The organism is Microbacterium sp. (assembly GCF_039812165.1).
In the GTDB taxonomy this organism is placed as follows: Bacteria; Actinomycetota; Actinomycetes; order Actinomycetales; family Microbacteriaceae; genus Microbacterium.
On sequence record NZ_JBDIAB010000037.1, the window covers coordinates 1 to 18,807 of the forward strand.

The 18,807-nt window shown below is 73.1% G+C and carries 18 protein-coding genes; 12 read left to right on the forward strand and 6 right to left on the reverse strand.

Going from position 1 to position 18,807, the window contains the following annotated elements; all coding sequences use genetic code 11:
• Positions 1-181: 181 nt before the first annotated feature.
• From WML84_RS05130 to WML84_RS05140, 3 genes are read right to left on the reverse strand one after another with little or no spacing between them, the layout of a single operon-like run.
• Positions 182-1,885 carry an urease subunit alpha gene (locus WML84_RS05130; RefSeq protein WP_347345067.1) on the reverse strand — a complete coding sequence of 568 codons (1,704 nt, stop codon included), beginning with the start codon at positions 1,883-1,885 and terminating at the stop codon, positions 182-184.
• Positions 1,885-2,277 carry an urease subunit beta gene (gene ureB / locus WML84_RS05135; RefSeq protein WP_347345068.1) on the reverse strand — a complete coding sequence of 131 codons (393 nt, stop codon included), beginning with the start codon at positions 2,275-2,277 and terminating at the stop codon, positions 1,885-1,887. The genes WML84_RS05130 and ureB overlap by 1 nt, the downstream gene beginning before the upstream one ends.
• Positions 2,278-2,287: 10 nt before the next feature.
• Positions 2,288-2,590, reverse strand: a complete 303-nt coding sequence (locus WML84_RS05140; RefSeq protein ID WP_347345083.1) for an urease subunit gamma — start codon at positions 2,588-2,590, stop codon at positions 2,288-2,290.
• Between the two features lie 354 nt (positions 2,591-2,944).
• On the opposite strand from WML84_RS05140, the gene WML84_RS05145 reads away from it, so the two are divergent.
• The 6 genes from WML84_RS05145 to WML84_RS05170 are packed head-to-tail and all read left to right on the forward strand — an operon-like array spanning position 2,945 to position 9,395.
• On the forward strand, positions 2,945-4,096 hold the full coding sequence (locus WML84_RS05145) for an Asd/ArgC dimerization domain-containing protein (RefSeq protein ID WP_347345069.1): 1,152 nt from the start codon (positions 2,945-2,947) through the stop codon (positions 4,094-4,096).
• Positions 4,093-5,250, forward strand: coding sequence for a bifunctional glutamate N-acetyltransferase/amino-acid acetyltransferase ArgJ (argJ, locus tag WML84_RS05150; RefSeq protein WP_347345070.1), 1,158 nt, complete (start codon positions 4,093-4,095; stop codon positions 5,248-5,250). The genes WML84_RS05145 and argJ overlap by 4 nt, the downstream gene beginning before the upstream one ends.
• A complete protein-coding gene (gene argB / locus WML84_RS05155) occupies positions 5,247-6,146 on the forward strand; it encodes an acetylglutamate kinase (protein WP_347345071.1) in 900 nt (299 codons plus the stop codon). The genes argJ and argB overlap by 4 nt, the downstream gene beginning before the upstream one ends.
• Positions 6,140-7,381 carry an acetylornithine transaminase gene (locus WML84_RS05160; protein WP_347345084.1) on the forward strand — a complete coding sequence of 414 codons (1,242 nt, stop codon included), beginning with the start codon at positions 6,140-6,142 and terminating at the stop codon, positions 7,379-7,381. The genes argB and WML84_RS05160 overlap by 7 nt, the downstream gene beginning before the upstream one ends.
• Positions 7,378-8,301 carry an ornithine carbamoyltransferase gene (argF, locus tag WML84_RS05165; RefSeq protein ID WP_347345072.1) on the forward strand — a complete coding sequence of 308 codons (924 nt, stop codon included), beginning with the start codon at positions 7,378-7,380 and terminating at the stop codon, positions 8,299-8,301. The genes WML84_RS05160 and argF overlap by 4 nt, the downstream gene beginning before the upstream one ends.
• Positions 8,280-9,395: a heparan-alpha-glucosaminide N-acetyltransferase domain-containing protein gene (locus WML84_RS05170; protein ID WP_347345073.1), complete on the forward strand. Its 1,116-nt coding sequence runs from the start codon at positions 8,280-8,282 to the stop codon at positions 9,393-9,395. Before argF ends, WML84_RS05170 begins: the two co-directional genes overlap by 22 nt.
• Before the next feature lie 265 nt (positions 9,396-9,660).
• Here the strand turns inward: WML84_RS05170 and WML84_RS05175 are convergent, their stop codons facing one another.
• Complete coding sequence (locus WML84_RS05175) at positions 9,661-10,221, reverse strand: hypothetical protein (protein WP_347345074.1); 561 nt, start codon at positions 10,219-10,221, stop codon at positions 9,661-9,663.
• Between the two features lie 879 nt (positions 10,222-11,100).
• On the opposite strand from WML84_RS05175, the gene argH reads away from it, so the two are divergent.
• The 3 genes from argH to WML84_RS05190 are packed head-to-tail and all read left to right on the forward strand — an operon-like array spanning position 11,101 to position 13,659.
• Positions 11,101-12,531: an argininosuccinate lyase gene (gene argH / locus WML84_RS05180; protein ID WP_347345075.1), complete on the forward strand. Its 1,431-nt coding sequence runs from the start codon at positions 11,101-11,103 to the stop codon at positions 12,529-12,531.
• A 52-nt stretch (positions 12,532-12,583) separates the two neighbouring features.
• Positions 12,584-13,216 carry a SatD family protein gene (locus WML84_RS05185; protein WP_347345076.1) on the forward strand — a complete coding sequence of 211 codons (633 nt, stop codon included), beginning with the start codon at positions 12,584-12,586 and terminating at the stop codon, positions 13,214-13,216.
• A gap of 35 nt (positions 13,217-13,251) precedes the next feature.
• On the forward strand, positions 13,252-13,659 hold the full coding sequence (locus WML84_RS05190) for a peptidoglycan-binding domain-containing protein (protein ID WP_347345077.1): 408 nt from the start codon (positions 13,252-13,254) through the stop codon (positions 13,657-13,659).
• An 18-nt stretch (positions 13,660-13,677) separates the two neighbouring features.
• Here WML84_RS05190 and WML84_RS05195 read toward each other — a convergent pair whose 3' ends face one another.
• Entirely contained in the window at positions 13,678-14,277 is a 600-nt protein-coding gene (locus tag WML84_RS05195; protein WP_347345078.1) for a hypothetical protein, read from the reverse strand.
• A 90-nt stretch (positions 14,278-14,367) separates the two neighbouring features.
• Between WML84_RS05195 and tyrS the strand changes: the two genes are divergently transcribed.
• The 3 genes from tyrS to WML84_RS05210 are packed head-to-tail and all read left to right on the forward strand — an operon-like array spanning position 14,368 to position 18,306.
• Complete coding sequence (tyrS, locus tag WML84_RS05200; RefSeq protein WP_347345079.1) at positions 14,368-15,675, forward strand: tyrosine--tRNA ligase; 1,308 nt, start codon at positions 14,368-14,370, stop codon at positions 15,673-15,675.
• A 15-nt stretch (positions 15,676-15,690) separates the two neighbouring features.
• Positions 15,691-16,491, forward strand: a complete 801-nt coding sequence (locus tag WML84_RS05205; protein WP_347345080.1) for a DUF4184 family protein — start codon at positions 15,691-15,693, stop codon at positions 16,489-16,491.
• A gap of 9 nt (positions 16,492-16,500) precedes the next feature.
• On the forward strand, positions 16,501-18,306 hold the full coding sequence (locus WML84_RS05210; protein ID WP_347345081.1) for a glycerophosphoryl diester phosphodiesterase membrane domain-containing protein: 1,806 nt from the start codon (positions 16,501-16,503) through the stop codon (positions 18,304-18,306).
• On the opposite strand, the gene WML84_RS05215 is transcribed toward WML84_RS05210, so the two are convergent.
• Positions 18,290-18,807, reverse strand: a 518-nt coding sequence (locus tag WML84_RS05215; RefSeq protein ID WP_347345082.1) for a response regulator transcription factor, incomplete at its 5' end; no start/stop codon positions are given. The genes WML84_RS05210 and WML84_RS05215 overlap by 17 nt on opposite strands.

An 18,807-nucleotide genomic window follows, 5' to 3' on the forward strand; every position in this document is an offset into this window, starting at 1 on the left:
CTCGACGAGCGAGGTCGTGCGGGCGCGCGCGGTGAGCGCGGCGGGCACATCCGCGGCCGCGAGCCCGCCCAGGAGCGCCGGCTCGAGCCCCGCGGAGTGCGCGTGGCCGCCCGAGGGGAGGCGCGCGTCGGCGAGCAGCATCGCGACGGTGGCGGAGGGGAGCGGGAAGGGGAGCATGGCGTCAGAACATCGTGTAGAGCTGGGCGAGCGGCAGCCGATCGGCGGGGGCGGGGCGCACCTCGTCGCCGTCGATCGTGATGCGGAACGTGTCGGGCTCGATGCGGATCGCGGGCAGCGTGTCGTTGTTGCGCATGTCGGCCTTGCCGACGTCGCGCGTGGGACGCACGGCGGCGAGGCGCCGGCGCAGCCCGAGGCGCTCGGCCAGGCCGTCCTCGAGCGCAGCCGGCGAGACGAAGGTGACCGAGAGGTCGGCGGCGACGGCATCCAGGAACGCCGGCCGCATCAGCACCGGCTGCGGGGTCGGGATCGACGCGTTCGGGTCGCCGAGCGCGCCCCACACGAGGCCGCCGCCCTTCATGACGACCGCGGGGCGCACGCCGAAGAACGCGGGGTCCCACAGCACGAGGTCGGCGAGCCTGCCGTCCTCGATCGAGCCGACCTCGTGATCGATGCCGTGGGCGACGGCGGGGTTGATCGTGTACTTGGCCACGTAGCGACGCGCCCGCTCGTTGTCGGCCGGCAGGCCGCCGCCGAGCGGCCCGCGGCGGAGCTTCATGACGTGCGCGACCTGCCACGTGCGCGTGACGACCTCGCCGATGCGACCCATCGCCTGCGCGTCGGACGACGTGATCGACAGCGCGCCCATGTCGTGCAGGACGTCCTCGGCGGCGATCGTCGTGCCCCGGATGCGGGACTCCGCGAAGGCGAGGTCCTCCGGCACCGCGGGGTTGAGGTGGTGGCAGACCATGAGCATGTCGAGATGCTCGGCGACGGTGTTCACGGTGTGCGGCAGCGTGGGGTTGGTGGACCCCGGGATCACGTGCGGGAGCCCGGCGATCGCGAGGATGTCGGGGGCGTGACCGCCGCCGGCGCCCTCGACGTGGAACGCGTGGATCGAGCGGCCCGCGATGGCGGCGACCGTCGACTCCACGAAGCCGGACTCGTTGAGCGAGTCGGAGTGCAGGGCCACCTGCAGGCCCCAGTCGTCGGCGGCGCGCAGGGCCGCGTCGATCGCGGCGGGCGTCGAGCCCCAGTCCTCGTGCACCTTGTAGCCGGCGGCGCCGGCGAGGGCCTGCTCGGCGAGCGCCGCGGCGGAGACGGTGTTGCCCTTGCCGAGCAGCAGCACGTTGACCGGCAGCAGGTCGAGCGCGCGGTGCATCTCGCGCAGGTGCCACGCCCCCGGCGTCACGGTCGTGGCCTTCGACCCCTCGGAAGGGCCGGTGCCGCCGCCGACGATCGTCGTGATGCCGGTGGCGAGCGCCTCGTGGATCTGCGACGGCGAGAGCAGGTGCACGTGCGAGTCGATCGCGCCGGCGGTGAGGATGCGGCCCTCGCCCGAGATCACGTCGGTCGACGGGCCGATCACGAGCCGCGGGTCGACGCCGTCGGCGATGTCGGGGTTGCCCGCGCGCCCGAGCCCGACGATGCGGCCGTCGCGGATGCCGACGTCTGCCCGCACGACGCCCCACCAGTCCAGCACGATCGCGTTCGTGATCACGGTGTCGAGAGCGCCCTCGGCGCGCGTGCGCGTGGACTGCGCCATCGACTCGCGGATCGACTTGCCGCCGCCGAAGACGGCCTCCTCGCCGCCGACGGTGAGGTCGCGCTCGATCTCGATCCACAGGTCGGTGTCGCCGAGGCGCACCTGGTCGGCCGTGGTCGGGCCGTAGATCGCGGCGTAGCGCTCGCGGTCGATCCATGCCATCAGCCGGCCCCCTCGGCAGGGGCGTCGAGCCCGCCGCCCGACCCGCCGTCGCGGTCGAGGTCGGCCCGCGCCGCGCGGTCGAGCTGCAGGCCCGGCACGCGCCGGGCTCCGCGGAGGGCCACCGCGGGCAGCTCGCGCGACGCGCCCGGCTCGAACCGCTCCGAGGTGCCCGACGGGATGTCGAGGCGGAACCCGTGCGCGCCGGTGCGATCGAAGGCGAGGGCGGCATTGGCATCCGGAAGATGCAGGTGCGAGCCGATCTGCACCGGACGGTCGCCGGTGTTGACGAACACGAACGAGCGGCGCTCGGCCGCCGACCGGTCGGCGTTGAGCTCGATCCGACCCGGACGGACCCGGACGGCTCCCGGCCCCTCGGCGGCGGTGGACGGCATGCGGGGCCTCTCAGTCGATGGGGTGGTGGATCGTGACGAGCTTGCGTCCGTCCGGGAACATGGCCTCGACCTGCACGTCGTGGAGCATCTCCGGCACGCCGGCCATGACCTGGTCGCGCCGGAGCACCCGCCGGCCCTCGCGCATCAGCTCGGCGACGAGGGCGCCCTCGCGGGCGCGCTCGATCACCCACGTCGACAGGAGCGCCACCGTCTCGGGATGGTTGAGCCGGACGCCCCGGGCGAGCCGGTCGCGGGCGACCATGCCCGCCACGGCGAGCAGCAGCTTCTCGGTGTCGCCGGGCGTGACGTGCATCGGCGTCCTCCGGATCGCGTCGGGTGCTGTCACGGGAATGCTTCCATGCGTCCGTCGCGCCCTCTGGCGCTCTGCGGAGGAGTTAACCCGATCGCAACAGGCCGGTAACCCGTCTCCGTGTCGGCGTGGAATTGCGGATGCCGCGACCGCGCGGCTATGGTTTCCCCATGTCGTCCGTCGCCCGGAACCTCGAGCAGCTCCCCGTGAGCCTCGGTTCCGCGCGCCGCCGCCGCCTCGGCCGCCGACTCTAGGCGACCCCGCGCACTCCCGCCGTGGCGGGGAGGAGGCCGGTGTCGCCGTCCTCGGTCCCGTCGCCGTCAGAGGCGACTCCCTCGGAGTTCTAAGGTGGAATCCATGTCCTATTCGGTCGCCGTGTCGGGCGCCTCCGGCTATGCGGGCGGCGAGATCCTGCGCCTCCTCGCCGCGCATCCGGACGTCGAGATCCGCACCGTCACCGCGCACTCGAACGCCGGCCAGCCGCTCGTCCAGCACCAGCCGCACCTGCGGTCGCTGACGCACCTCACCCTGCAGGAGACCACGCCCGACGTCCTCTCCGGCCACGACATCGTGTTCCTCGCCCTCCCGCACGGGCAGTCGGGGCAGTACACCGACGCGCTCGGCGACGTGCCGCTCGTGATCGACGCCGGCGCCGACCACCGGCTCACGTCGAAGGACGCGTGGGACTCCTTCTACGGCGGCCCGTTCCACGAGCCGTGGACCTACGGCGTCCCCGAGCTCCTCGTCGGCGGCGTCAAGCAGCGCGAGCGGCTGGCCGGGGCATCGCGCATCGCGGCCCCCGGCTGCAACGCCTCGACGGTCTCGCTCTCGCTCGCCCCGGGCGTCGCGGCGGGTGTGATCGACCCGTCCGACATCGTGAGCGTCCTCGCCGTCGGGCCGTCCGGCGCGGGCAAGAGCCTGCGCGCCGATCTGCTCGCGAGCGAGCTGCTCGGCTCGGCCAACCCGTATGCCGTCGGCGGCACGCATCGGCACATCCCCGAGATCCGGCAGGCGCTCGCCGCCGCGATGCCGACCCCGCCGGAACCCGCGGCACGAACCTCGCAGAATCGCGCGGACTTCGCAGGATCTGCCGCAGATCCTGCGAAGTACGCGCGGAACTGCGAAGTCGGTGAGACGGAGCAGGGCATCCGCGTCTCGTTCACGCCGGTGCTCGTGCCGATGGCCCGCGGCATCCTCGCGACCTCCACCGCCCCGATCGCGAACGGCGCGACGGATGCCGAGATCCGCGCCGCGTGGGAGTCCGCCTACGACGACGAGACGTTCGTGCAGCTGCTGCCGGCGGGCCGCTTCCCGCGCACGGCCGACGTCGTCGGCGCCAACACCGCCCTGATCGGCCTCGCGATCGACCGCGCCGCGAACCGCGTCGTCGTGGTCGCCGCCGTCGACAACCTCGTCAAGGGCACGGCGGGCGCCGCCGTGCAGTCCATGAACATCGCGCTCGGCCTTCCCGAGGGCCGCGCGCTCACCGTGAACGGAGTCGCCCCGTGACCGTCACCGCACCGCAGGGGTTCGAGGCGGCGGGAGTCGCCGCGGGCCTGAAGTCCACCGGCAAGCCCGACGTCGCCGTCGTCGTCAACCGCGGACCGCTGAAGGCCGGCGCCGCCGTCTTCACGAGCAACCGCGCGAAGGCGAACCCGATCCTGTGGTCGCAGCAGGCGATCCGCGACGGCGTCGTCGAGGCCGTCGTGCTCAACTCCGGCGGCGCGAACTGCTTCACCGGCGCGTTCGGGTTCCAGACCACGCACGAGACCGCCGAGAAGGCCGCCGAGCTCCTCGGCACGAGCGCGGGCGACGTCCTGGTGTGCTCGACGGGGCTCATCGGCACCGGCGACGAGGTCTTCCGCGCCAAGGTGCTCGCCGGCACCGCCGAGGCGATCGCGACGCTCAGCACCGAGGGCGGCGACGACGCGGCCCACGCGATCATGACCACGGACTCGGTCCCCAAGACCAGCGTCTACCAGGGCGAGGGCTGGACGATCGGCGGCATGGCGAAGGGGGCCGGGATGCTGGCGCCCGGGCTCGCGACCATGCTCGTGGTCCTCACGACCGACGCCGTCCTCACGGCGGCCGAGGCCGACGGGCACCTGCGCGCGGCGACGCGCGTCAGCTTCGACCGGCTCGACTCCGACGGCTGCATGTCGACGAACGACCAGGTCACGCTCATGGTCAGCGGTGCATCCGGCGTCACGCCCGAGCCCGAGGCGTTCCGGTTCGCGCTCACCGAGGTGTGCACGAGCCTCGCCGTGCAGCTGCAGGCCGACGCCGAGGGCGCGAGCCACGACATCGCCATCCAGGTGGTCCACGCGGCGTCCGAGGACGACGCCGTCGAGGTCGGCCGCTCGGTCGCCCGCAACAACCTCTTCAAGGCCGCGATCTTCGGCAACGACCCCAACTGGGGCCGCGTGCTCGCGGCGATCGGCACCACGCAGGCGGCCTTCGACCCGTACGCGGTCGACGTCTCGATGAACGGCGTGCGGGTGTGCTCGAACGGCGGCCCCGACCGGCCGCGCGAGGAGGTCGACCTGACGCCGCGGTCGACGAGCGTGCTCATCGACCTCAAGACCGGAGACGCCTCCGCGACCATCTACACGAACGACCTGACCCACGACTACGTGCACGAGAACAGCGCCTACGCCTCATGACCGACCTGCAGCACACGACCCCCGAGGAGGCCGCCGAGAAGGCGGGCGTCCTCATCGAGTCCCTGCCGTGGCTCAAGCGCTTCCACGACCAGATCATCGTGATCAAGTTCGGCGGCAACGCGATGGTCTCCGACGAGCTGCAGGACGCCTTCGCCGAGGACATCGCCTACCTCCGCTTCGTGGGCGTCAAGCCGGTCGTCGTGCACGGCGGCGGACCGCAGATCTCGCACATGCTCGACCGGCTCTCGATCCCGAGCGAGTTCAAGGGCGGCTACCGCGTCACCTCGACCGAGGCGATCGGCGTCGTGCGCATGGTGCTCACCGGGCAGATCAACCCGCAGCTCGTGGGACGCATCAACACGCACGGTCCGTTCGCGAGCGGACTGTCGGGGGAGGATGCCGGGCTCTTCGGCGGCCGCCGCCGCGGCGTGGTCGTGGACGGCCTCGAGCACGACCTCGGCAACGTCGGCGACGTCGTCACCGTCGACCCCTCGCCGGTGCTCGACCAGCTCGCCGCGGGCCGCATCCCGGTCGTGTCGTCCATCGCGCCCGACCTCGACAACCCCGGCCAGTCGCTCAACGTGAACGCCGACGCCGCCGCCGCGGCGCTCGCGATCGCCCTGGACGCGACCAAGCTCGTGATCCTCACCGACGTGCCGGGCCTGTACGCCGACTGGCCGGATCGCGACTCGCTCGTGTCGCACCTGACGGCATCCGAGCTGCGCGCGATGCTGCCGAAGCTCGAGTCGGGCATGATCCCGAAGATGCAGGCGTGCCTCGACGCGGTCGAGGGCGGCGTCGACACCGCGGCGATCATCGACGGACGCCAGCCGCACTCGGTGCTGGTGGAGGTCTTCACGGCGAAGGGCATCGGCACGGAGGTGGTGGCATCGTGACCTGGCACGACGATCTGGAGCGCGATCTCGTCCGCAACGGCGGCGACCGCCCGGCGATGTTCGTCCGCGGCGAGGGCTCGCACCTGTGGGACGACACCGGCAAGCGCTACCTCGACTTCCTCGGCGGCATCGCGGTGACCTCGCTGGGCCACTCCCACCCCGTGTTCGTCGAGGCGGTGGCGGCGCAGGCGGCCACGCTCACGCACGTGTCGAACCTGTTCGTGACGCCGCCGCAGCTGATCCTCGCGGCGCAGCTGAAGCGTCTCGCCGGCGCGGGGGAGTCCGGCCGCGTCTTCTTCGGCAACTCCGGCGCCGAGGCCAACGAGGCCGCGTTCAAGCTCGCGCGCCTGCACGGCGGCGCCGCGCGCCCCCGCATCCTCGCGTTGAAGAACGCGTTCCACGGCCGCACGATGGGCTCGCTCGCCCTCACGGGCAAGGCGTACATGCAGGAGCCGTTCCTGCCCATGCCCGGCGGTGTCGAGTTCCTCGACTCCACCGTCGAGGCGCTCGAAGAGGCTCTCGACGACCGCGTCGCCGCCCTGTTCGTCGAGCCCATCAAGGGCGAGGCGGGCGTGCTGGAGCTGCCCGAGGGCTATCTCGCCGCCGCCCGCGCCCTGACCGCGCAGCACGGCGCCCTCCTGATCGTGGACGAGATCCAGACCGGTGCCGGCCGCACCGGCGAGTGGTTCGCGTTCCAGCGCGCGGGCATCACGCCCGACGCGATCACGGTCGCCAAGGGCGTCGGCGGCGGCTTCCCGATCGGCGCCCTCATCACCTACGGCGCCGCGAGCGAGCTCTTCTACCCCGGCACGCACGGCTCGACGTTCGGCGGCAACGCGCTCGCCACCGCGGTCGCCTCGGCGGTGCTCGGCGAGATCGAGCGCGCCGACCTCGTCGGCAACGCCGCGGCACGCGGCGCCCAGCTGCGCGCGGCGATCGAACGGCTCGACTCGCGCCTGGTGACCGGATGCCGCGGCCAGGGCCTGCTCGTCGGCATCGGGCTCCGGCATCCTGTCGCGGCCGCGGTCGTGACGGCCGCGCTCGAGCTCGGGCTCATCGTCAACGCCGCCAACGAGTCCACCATCCGCCTCGCGCCCGCGCTCACCATCGGCGACGTCGAGATCGACGAGTTCGTCGACCTGTTCGCGCGCGCGCTGGCCGTCGTCGAAGAGGACATCGTGCTCGACGTCGACACCCCGACCATGCCCGACCCGACCACGGAGGTACTCGCGTGACCCGCCACCTGCTGCGTGACGACGACCTGAGCCCGGCCGAGCAGGCCGAGATCCTCGACCTCGCCCTCGCGCTGAAGAAGGACCGCTTCAAGCTCAAGCCCCTGCAGGGGCCGCAGACCGTCGCGGTGATCTTCGACAAGTCGTCCACCCGCACGCGCGTCTCGTTCGCGGTCGGCATCGCCGACCTCGGCGGCTCGCCGCTGATCATCTCGACCGCGAGCAGCCAGCTCGGCGGCAAGGAGACCCCCTCCGACACCGCGCGCGTGCTCGAGCGGCAGGTCGCCGCGATCGTCTGGCGCACCTACGCGCAGGCGGGGCTCGAGGACATGGCGCGCGGCACCACGGTGCCCGTCGTCAACGCGCTGAGCGACGACTTCCACCCCTGCCAGCTGCTCGCCGACCTGCTCACCGTGCGCGAGCACAAGGGCGACCCGGCCGGCCTCACGCTGTCGTTCTTCGGCGACGGACGCTCCAACATGGGCCACTCGTACCTGCTCGCGGGGGCGACGGCCGGCATGCACGTGCGCATCGCCGCTCCGCCGGCGCACCAGCCGCGCGCCGACGTCGTCGCCGACGCCCAGGCGATCGCCGCGCGCACCGGCGGCTCTGTGACGCTGTGCGAGAGCGTCGCCGACGCGGCACGGGGAACCGACGTCATGGTCACCGACACGTGGGTGTCGATGGGCAAGGAGGAGGAGAAGGCCGCACGCCTGCGCGACTTCGACGGCTACAAGGTCACCAGCGAGCTCATGGCGCTCGCGGACGACGACGCGATCTTCCTGCACTGCCTTCCCGCCGACCGCGGCTACGAGGTCGACGCCGACGTCATCGACGGGCCGCAGAGCGTCGTGTGGGACGAGGCCGAGAACCGTCTGCACGCGCAGAAGGCTCTCCTGGTGTGGCTGCTGCGCCAGGACTGACCCCCTCCACGCGGGACCGCTCCACCGCGTGGAACGGTCCCGCGCGCCTCCAGGGCGTCGACCTCGCCCGCGGGCTCGCCGTGCTCGGCATGTTCGCCGCGCACCTGCTCGACATCGACGCGTTCGAATGGTCGGAGCCGCAGACGTGGATCGACGTCGCCAACGGCCGGTCGTCGATCCTGTTCGCGGTGCTCGCGGGCGTCTCCATCGCGCTCGTGACCGGTGGCACGCGCCCCGTGCGCGGAGGCCCGGTCGGCGTCGCGCGCCGGCGGATCGCGGTGCGCGCGGTGCTGCTGTGGGTGCTCGGCGTCGCGCTCATGGCCACCGGGGTGCCGGTGTACGTGATCCTCCCGGCCTACGGCATCCTGTTCCTCGTCACCCTGCCGGTGCTGGGGCTGGGCGCCCGCGCGCTGTGGCCGCTCGCCGTCGCGCTCGCGCTCGTCATGCCGTGGGTGCAGCCGATGCTCGACGTGCTGCCGGTGTGGAGCGGCGCGTCGGGCGGCATGCTGTCGCTGCTCCTCGGCTGGCACTATCCGTTCCCGCTGTGGACCGCGTTCGTCGTCGCGGGGCTCGCGATCGGGCGCCTCGACCTGAGGGCGCTCCGCACGCAGACGATGCTCCTCGGCGGCGGGGCGCTCGCCGCCCTGACCGCGTACGGGTCGGATGCCGCAATCCTCGACCGCGCGGGCGGCACGGTGTGGACCGCCGAGGCGCACTCGGGCGGCATCCTCGAGGTCGTCGGATCGGGCGGGTTCGCGGCGGGCGTCCTCGGCCTCTGCCTGCTCGCGTCCCGTACGCCGCTGACGTGGGTCGTGCTGCCGTTGCGCGCGGTCGGCTCGATGCCGCTCACCGCCTACACCGCGCAGCTCGTCGTCTGGGCGATCGCCGCCGCCGTCATGCTCGGTGACGTCGGAGACCTCGGCGGGTTCCGCGAGGCCGAGGCGTTCTGGCCGCTGACCCTCGGCACCGTCGTCGCGTGCACGGTCTGGGCGCTCCTGCTCGGCCGCGGTCCGCTCGAGACGCTGTTCGCGTCCGTGTCGACGCGGCTCGTGCCCGACGGCGGGCATCGCCGCACGAGCGTCTCGGGCGGCTAGCGAGAGCGGTGCTGCCGCCTGGACAGCTCCGCGGCATCCCTCTTGCCGTCTCCTCCCACTGGTTGGCTCGTCTGGTCGCCAAAGTCGGCTCGTCTGGTCGCGGGTGGTGGCCGTCGCGACCATGTGCGTCAACCGAGCGGGTGCCCGGGTGACGGTGTTGCTCGTGACTTGGCTCGGTTTGTCGGTGGTGGTGGCTGTCGCGACGATGTGCGTCAACCGAGCGGGTGCCCGGCCCACCAGCGGCGGCGCTCGGCGAACGCTGTCGCTACGGACGCCAGCCCGCACGGGCGAGGGCATCGCGGATGCGGCGCACCGCGGCATCCGTCCGCGGATACACGTGTTCGGACGTGAGCCGCAGCACGTCCCAGCCCAGGGCGACGCACGCAGCGTGCTTCTCAATGTCGCGGTTCCACTGCGCGCGGTCGACGCGATGGTGGTCGCCCTCGTACTCGATGAGGATGCCGTGCCCGGGGTAGGCGAGTTCGGTGTACCCGATCGCGCGCCCGTCCGGCGTCAGAACGTCGTAGTCGAGCACGGGCTCGGGGAGACCGGTGCGCACGAGCGCCAGTCGCAGCAGCGTCTCCGGGGGCGACGCGCTGCCGACGCGGATCTGCGGCAGCGCCTCTCGCAGCTTGGCTGCGCCACGTCGCCGTCCGGCATTCAGCGCAGTCTCGAGCTGAGCGATCGTCGCCAGCCCCGATCCAGGCGCCCCTCTGATCGTCCCGCGAACGCGCGGGATCGCGACGATCGCATCGCCGAGCACGATGAGCTCGTCGACGGAGAGCTCGGGGGCGAGCTGCGCCCACGTCGTCGCGGGACTTGTCACCCGGAGACCATCGTGCGTCGTGACCGAGATGAGCCTCGGCGCGAACTGACGTCCGGCGACTCCGGCTGCTCGGGGTGCCCGATGCGGCGCTGCGACGGCGACATCGAGCATGCGCGCTCTGCCCGGCTCGTCGATACGGCGCAGAGTCCGAAGCGGCAGGGGGAGTGTCCACTCCGTGGCTGCCGACGGCCCCCACAGAAACGCATGGGGCGACGCGACGGTCGCATAGGCGCGGGCATTCCGCAGGAGTTCTGCGCGAAGGAGCCGCGCCTCCGCCGCAGCGGGACTCTCGTCATACGTTGCCGAGGTATCGGCGCGTCGCGGGCGTAGCCGGGTGCCATGGAACGGCACGTCGAGATCGCAGCCCCGCAGGCGGCGCGCAGACACGCCCATCCGGCGGGCATCGCGCACCGAGAACGAGTCGGGGAGAGGCGCGGGGAGAGGACGGAACGGCATGTGGACACCCTGCCTGGCGGTGCGCTCCGACGGGTGCGGGATTCCGCGATCCGTGGAGAGCTGCGCGAATCGGCCGACTGTGGAGGAGGCTCGGCGGGACCGGCCAGGTGATTCGGATGCCGATGCCCGCTGCATCCGGCGTCGCCTCACCCATCGCATACTTGGCCCGAAGTGTCGCGCAGCGCTCCCGCGGCGACCATATACGTCAGGTCAGCCGACTCGTGCACACCGTGACTTGGCCCGAAGTGTCGCGGGGCGCGCCGGCGGCGACCACATGGGCCAGGTAAGGCGGCATGCTAGGTAGAGCAGTGTGGCGGCGCCCCAACCTGTCGCGTTGTGTCGCCCATCCGGGACGCCGCGGCGATCTCGGCCAGGTCTGCCGTGCCCGACGGCGGGCGCAGGGCGGGCCGGTAGGCTGATCTGGTGAACGACAGCAAGGCCGAGGGAACGAACGCGGGCGCACTGTGGGGCGGGCGATTCGCCTCCGGCCCCTCGCCGGAGCTGGCGGAGCTGAGCCGCTCGACCCACTTCGACTGGGCGCTCGCGCTCTACGACCTGGCCGGCTCGCACGCCCACGCGAAGGCGCTCGCCGCCGCCGGCTACCTCACCGCCGGCGAGGAGTCGCGCATGCACGCGGGGCTGGACGCCCTGGCCCGCGGCATCCAGGACGGCACCCTCGTCGCCGCCCCCGGCGACGAGGACGTGCACGGGGCGCTCGAGGCGGCGCTCATCGCCGAGGTCGGACCGGAGCTCGGAGGGAAGCTCCGCGCCGGGCGCAGCCGCAACGACCAGATCGCCACGCTCGTGCGCATGTACCTGCTCGACCACGCCCGCACGATCGCTCGCGACGTGCTCCGCGTGATCGACGCCGTCGTCGCCCAGGCCGAGGTGCACGAGACGGCGATCATGCCGGGCCGCACGCACCTGCAGCACGCGCAGCCGGTGCTGCTCGCGCACCACCTGCAGGCGCACGCGTGGCCCCTCGTGCGCGACCTGGAGCGGCTGCGCGACTGGTCGGCACGGGCGCGCGTGTCGCCGTACGGCGGCGGCGCACTCGCCGGGGCGACCCTGGGGCTCGACCCGCAGCTGGTCGCGACCGAGCTGGGCCTGGACCGGCCGTCCGAGAACTCGATCGACGGCACCGCGGCGCGCGACGTCGTGGCGGAGTTCGCGTTCGTCGCGGCGATGATCGGCATCGACCTCTCCCGCTTCGCGGAGGAGATCATCATCTGGAACACGCGCGAGTTCGGCTTCGTCACGCTCGACGACGGCTACTCGACCGGCTCGAGCATCATGCCGCAGAAGAAGAACCCCGACATCGCCGAGCTCACCCGCGGCAAGGCCGGCCGGCTCATCGGCAACCTCACGGGGCTCCTCGCGACGCTCAAGGCGCTGCCGCTCGCGTACAACCGCGATCTGCAGGAGGACAAGGAGCCCGTCTTCGACGCGGTGACCACGCTCGAGACGGTGCTCCCCGCCTTCGCCGGTATGGTGGCGACCATGCGCTTCGACACGGCACGCATGGCCGCGCTCGCCCCGCAGGGCTTCTCGCTCGCAACCGACGTCGCCGAGTGGCTCGTCAAGCGCGGGGTGCCGTTCCGCGACGCCCACGAGATCTCCGGCGCGCTCGTGCGCGCGTGCGAGGAGCGGGGGATCGGCCTCGAGGATGCCGACGACGCACTGCTCGCGCGCGTCTCGAGCCGGCTGACGCCCGAGGTGCGCGAGGTGCTCACGATCGAGGGATCCGTCGCCAGCCGCACCGGCGCCGGCGGCACCGCACCGGTGCGCGTCGCCGAGCAGCGTGCCGAGCTCATCGCGCGCGCCCAGTCCGCGGCGCACGCACTGATAGATTGAGAATATCGGCTATCTACTGATAGTTGGACTTGATCAGTGATACGCTGATGGAATGAGCGTCGCCGTCATCGCCGACATCATCGGCTCGCGCACCCTTCCCGATCGCACCGAGGCGCAGCGCGTGCTCGACGAGACGGTCGTGCACGTCGAGCACGATGCGCCGTCGGCCGAACGGATGCTGCAGCCCATCGTGGGCGACGAGCTGCAGGGCGTCTACCCCACGCTCGCGGCCGCGATGGCGTCGCTCCTGCTGCTGCGCCTCGCACTGCCCGACGGCATCGAGTGCCGGTACGGGATCGGCGTCGGGGCGCTCGGCGAGGTGCCGTCGCGCGTCGGCGCGCTGGCCGAGGGGCCGGGCTGGTGGGCGGCCAGGGAGGCGATCGAGGACGTGCACGCCAAGCAGCGGCGCGCGATCCCCGGCGCGCGCACGTGGGTCGTCGCCGCGGCGGGGGAGGAGGAGGCGCCGGTGCGTCTCGCGAACGCCTATCTGCTCGCGCGCGACCAGCTCGTGAGCGACATGAACGAGCGCGTGCGGCGGCTCGCCTACGGCCGGCTCCTCGGCCGCACCCAGGCGGAGCTGGCCGGCACCGAGGGGATCACGCAGTCGGCCGTCTCGCAGGCGCTCGCCGCCGCCGGCGTCGGCGCGCTCGCCGAGGGGTTCCACGGACTGCGCGGCGGGCTCTGACGCGCTGTAGGGTCAGGAGGTCGAAAGGAACCGCCATGTCGCGTTCGGCCGCCACCGGCACTCGTCGTCTCGCCCTGCTGGGCGCCTCCCTGCTGATCGCGGCGGGCGTCGTCGCGGGCGCGAGCCCCGCGTACGCGGCGACCTGCCGCTCCTATCTGTACTCGTACGGCGGGAACGGCGGCTGCGTGAAGAACATCCAGATCCTCGCGAACCACAAGCTCCCGTACATCGCCGACTACTCGACGATCGCCGCCGACGGGCAGTTCGGCCCGAAGACGAAGGCGGCGATCCTGCGCATCCAGAAGCGCTGGGGCCTCGTGCAGGACGGCATCGTCGGCCCCAAGACCTGGGCCGCGCTCTGCTCGTCCGGCACGGTGGCTCCGTACGCCGGCGAGTCGTTCAGCGCCGCCGAGGCGGCCGCGGCGCGCAGCGCGGGCTGCTGACGGCGGGGCGGGCGTCCGTCACCACGCGGCGAGGCGCACGATCGCCGCGACCGCGCACGCCCACAGCAGGCTCGCGAGCGTGCCCACGATGAACCGCTCGCGCACGGGCGCCGTGTCGAGCTCGGAGAAGCGCCCGATGCCCTTGATCGCGACCACCACCGCGATCGCCTCCGGATATCCCGCGACGATCGCGAGCGCCACGGCCAGGCGCTCCAGGTAGCCGATCGTCGTGCCCCCGCGGAGCACCTCGCGCACCTCTCCCGCCTTCGTGTCGCCCGTCCCATCGTCGTGCATCGCCACGAGGATGCCGCCGCTGACGCCCTCGCGCGTCGTGCCGCGCGTGGCGATGTCGAGGATGCGGCGCGTGACCGGGTTGCCGCCGACCACGGCGAGCGCCGTCGCGAGCAGCGCGAGCGCCATCGCGACGATCGACGGCACATTGTGCGCGGCGACCGCCACGACCATGAGGCACAGCACGACGATGGCGCCCGCCGCCAGGAGCGGCACGTTCGCGGGGCGCCGCACGCTGATCGTGACGAGCACCAGCGCCGCGCACAGGGCGAGGAACAGGAACACCGACAGGATCGCCACGATCACGGCATCCGGGAGCACCACCATGCGCGCCAGTCTCGCACGCCCCTCCGACGTCCGGTCGCCCCCGCGAGCGCGCGCCGAGGCATCCGCCCCGCGCTTGATAGCCTGAGGCGCGTGTCATCCGAAGCCCTGACCACCGCGCCGGTGGCGAACGACCCCGCATTCGAGAACGTGTGGGACGAGCTCGTCTGGCGCGGCCTGGTCCACGTGTCCACCGACCGCGAGGCGCTGCGCGCCCTGCTCGGAGGGGACCCGATCGTCTACTACTGCGGCTTCGACCCGACGGCCCCGAGCCTGCACCTGGGCAACCTCGTGCAGCTGCTCACGATGCGCCGCCTCCAGCTCGCCGGCCATCGCCCGCTGGGCCTCGTCGGCGGCTCGACAGGCCTCGTCGGCGATCCGCGCCCCACCGCGGAGCGCACCCTGAACACGCGCGAGACGGTCGCCGAGTGGGGCGGTCGCCTGCGCGCGCAGGTGGAGCGGTTCCTCAGCTTCGAGGGCGGGAACGCGGCGCGCATCGTCAACAACCTCGACTGGACGGCGCCGCTCAGTGCGATCGACTTCCTGCGCGAGATCGGCAAGCACTACCGCGTCGGCACGATGCTGAAGAAGGATGCCGTCGCCGCGCGCCTCAGCTCCGACGCGGGCATCAGCTACACCGAGTTCAGCTACCAGATCCTGCAGGGGCTCGACTACCTGGAGCTGTACCGGCAGTACGGGTGCGTGCTGCAGACCGGCGGCTCCGACCAGTGGGGCAACCTCACGAGCGGCACGGACCTCATCCACCGCGTCGAGGGCGTGCACGTGCACGCGATCGGCACGCCGCTCATCACCAACAGCGACGGCACGAAGTTCGGCAAGAGCGAGGGCAACGCGATCTGGCTCGACGCCGCGATGTGCAGCCCGTACCGCATGTACCAGTTCTGGCTGTCGACCGCCGACGCCGACGTCGTCGAGCGGCTGAAGATCTTCACGTTCCTCACGAGCGCCGAGATCGCCGAGTACGAGCGGCTCGTCGAGACCGAGCCGTTCCGCCGCGCCGCGCAGCGGCGGCTCGCGCTCGAGGTGACCGCGACCGTGCACGGCGAACGGGCGACGGCCGACGTGATCGCGGCGTCCGAGGCGCTGTTCGGCCAGGGCGATCTGACCGGGCTGGATGCCGCGACCCTGCGCCACGCGCTCGCCGAGCTGCCGCACGCCGAGGTCGCCCGCGGCACGTCGGTCGTGCAGGCGCTCGTCGACACCGGGCTCGTGGCGAGTCTCGGCGAGGGACGCCGGGCGATCGCGCAGGGCGGCGTGTCGCTCGACGGCGCGCGGGTCGCGGACGACCGGGCCGTGGTCGAGGGCGCGCTGCCCGGGGGCGTGTCGGTGCTGCGTCGCGGCAAGAAGACGCTCGCCGGCCTGTTCGTCGCCGCGGGCTGACGCGCCGCCGTCGCCATGCCGTTCACCGCGAGCCACGCGGCGGTCGCGCTGCCGTTCGTGCGGACGCCGCTCGTGCCGGCGGCGGTCGCCGTCGGCGCCATGACGCCGGATCTGCCGCTGTTCGTGCGCGGCACGCCGCTCACGTACGCGTCGACGCACGACTGGGTCCGGCTGCCGGTGACGATCGGCGTCGCGCTCGTGCTGCTCCTCGTGTGGCGATGCCTGCTGCGGCCCGCGGTGCGGGAGCTCTCGCCGCGGTGGCTCGCGTCGCGGCTGCCCGGGGAGTGGGATGCCGGCGCCCGGGCGAGCCTGCGCGAGACCCTCCGCCCGGACGGCCTGCTCTGGCTGCTGCCGGCGCTCGCGATCGGCGTGGCCAGTCACATCCTGTGGGACTCGTTCACGCACGAGGGTCGTTGGGGCGTCGTCGCCCTGGGGCTGGACCAGTCGTGGGGGCCGCTCCCGGCGTACAAATGGCTGCAGCACGGATCGAGCGTGCTGGGCCTCGTGCTGATCGGCGGGTGGATGCTGTGGTGGCTCTCGGGCCGGGCCGCGGCATCCGTCGACCGCGTCGTGCCGGGCTGGGTGCGCTGGGCATGGTGGCTGTCGCTCCCGGCGGCGCTCGTCGTGGCGTGGGGCGCGGGGCTCGCCGTGCTCGGTCCGTTCACGGACGCGTTCACGCCGCAGCACCTGGGCTACCGCGTGCTGCCGCCCGCGGTCGCTCTCTGGGGCGCACTGACCCTCGCGCTGTGCGTCGCGGTGCAGGCGGTGCGGACGCGTCGGCGTGCGGACCCGGCGACGGCGCGTCGTCGTGGTTGACTGCGGGGCATGACGAGATCGCCCATACCGGTGCGCGCGAGCCTCGGCGAGGGGTACCGCCGCACGTTCGGCGACCTCGGCGGCTCGCTCCTCGTGGTGGCGCTCGTGCAGGGCGTCGTCGTGCTGGTGGCCTCGCCGCTCCTGGTCGGGCTGTTCCAGCTGTCGCTGCGCGCCTCGGGCCTGTCGTCGCTGACCGACCGCACGTTCGCGCTCGTGCTGACGCGTCCCGGCGGCGTCGTGCTCGTCCTCGCGGCGATCGCGACGATGCTCGCGCTCCTGGCGCAGGCCGCGGTCTTCGTGCAGGTCTCCGCCGACCGGGCGGCCGGCGTCGTCCCGCACGCGGCATCCGTCCTGCGGCGACTGCGCGCGGTCGCGGGCCGCCTGCTGCACCGGCCGTCGACGCTGATGCTCCTGCCGTACCTGCTGCTGGTCGTGCCGCTCGGGCACGCGGGCATCGGATCGATCCTCACCCGCTGGGTGGCGATCCCGCAGTTCGTCACCGACGAGCTGCTGAAGACGCCCGCGACCGCCGCGCTCTACGCCGGCGTGCTCCTGGTCGTCTGGTACCTCAACCTCCGGCTGCTGTTCACCGTGCCGCTCCTCGTGCTGACCGAGCGCACCGTCCCCGGCGCGCTGGCGGCGAGCTGGCGATTCACGAGGTGGCGCACCGTCAAGGTCGCGCTGATGCTCGTCGGCGTCCTCGTGCCGGCCGCGGTGACCGCCGGCATGCTCGCGCTCGTGGCGATCGTCCCGACGATCGCGGCCGACCTCGTGGCGCCGGATGCCGCCGCGGTCGTGGCCGCGGTGTCCCTCGGCATCCTCGAGGTCGTGCTCTTCGCCGTCGTCGGACTGTTCCTGCTCGTGCAGACACAGGCGCTCGTGACCGCGCTCGATCGCGGCGGCGCCGCTGCGATCGCGCCGTCCGAGCCGGCCGGCACGGGGCATCGCCGGCGTCTGGCGCTCGCCGCGGGCGCCGGCGCGGCGGTCGCCGCCGGCGTGCTGGCGGTGCAGGCGCTGCCGGCGATGAGCGCGGCATCCGACGGCGCCACGCTCGTGCTCGCGCACCGCGGCTTCACCGCGGGCGGCGTCGAGAACACGATCCCCGCGCTGGAGGCGGCGAGCGCCGCGAAGGCCGACGTCGTCGAGATGGACGTCCAGCAGACCTCCGACGGCGGATGGGTGCTCATGCACGACATGGATCTCCGTCGCCTCGCCGGCCTCGACACGTCGATCGGGGCGCTGACGCTCGCCCAGGCGACCGCGATCACGGTGCGCGACGAGGACGGCCACGAGGCGCCGATCCCGTCGCTCGAGGACTACCTCGCCCGTGCGGACGAGCTCGACCAGCCGCTGCTGATCGAGATCAAGGTGCACGGCGGAGAGAGCGCGGACTACCTCGACGGGCTTCTGGCGCTCCTCGACGCCCACGGCGGCGCCGACGCGCACATCTACCACTCGCTCAGCGCCGACGCCGTCGAGGGGCTCAAGGAGCGCCGGCCCGACCTGGTCGTCGGCTTCATCGTGCCGCTCGCCTTCGGCGGCGTGCCCGACACCCCCGCGGACTTCCTCGTGCTCGAGCAGGGCGCGTACTCGACCGACCGGCGCGACGCGATCCACGACTCCGGTCGCGGCGTGTTCGTATGGACGGTTCAGGAGCCCGACGCCATGCGGCCGCTCTTCCGCGACGACGTGGACGGCATGATCACCGACCACCCCGACGTGGCGCTCGTCGAGCGGGGCACGGTCGCCGACGAGACCGGTGTCGCCGAGCGGCTCGCCGATGCGCTCGAGCGGCTCATCACGATCGATCGGTGAGCCCGGGCCCGGCCCGGCCACCCGTCGAGAGGTAGCGGCTCGCGGCCTCGGTGCGGGTGGCGACGCCCAGCTTGCGGAGGATCGCCGACACGTGCACCGACGCGGTCTTGCGGCTGATGAAGAGCCGCTCGGCGATCTGGCCGTTGCTCAGTCCCTCGGCCACGAGCTCCAGCACCTGCGACTCGCGCGCCGTGAGGTCGATGCCGGCGCCACGCGGTGCGTCGGCGTTCGCCGCGGCCCCGGCGAGCCCCGCGTCGGCGGCGAGCTCGTCGGCCCAGCGCACCACGAGCCCCGCGCCGATCCGCGCCGCGTCGGCGCGCACCTGCTCGACCGCGGCCGCGGCGCCGGTCCGGTCGTGCGTGCGCACCTGCGCGCGCGCGAGGCCCAGCCCGATCTGGAGCCTGGTCAGGACGGGAGCCTCCGGCGCCTCCGCCGCCGCGACGGCGGCGCGCCACAGCGCCACGTCGTCGCCCGCGCCGCTGGGTCCGCCCACCTCGGCCT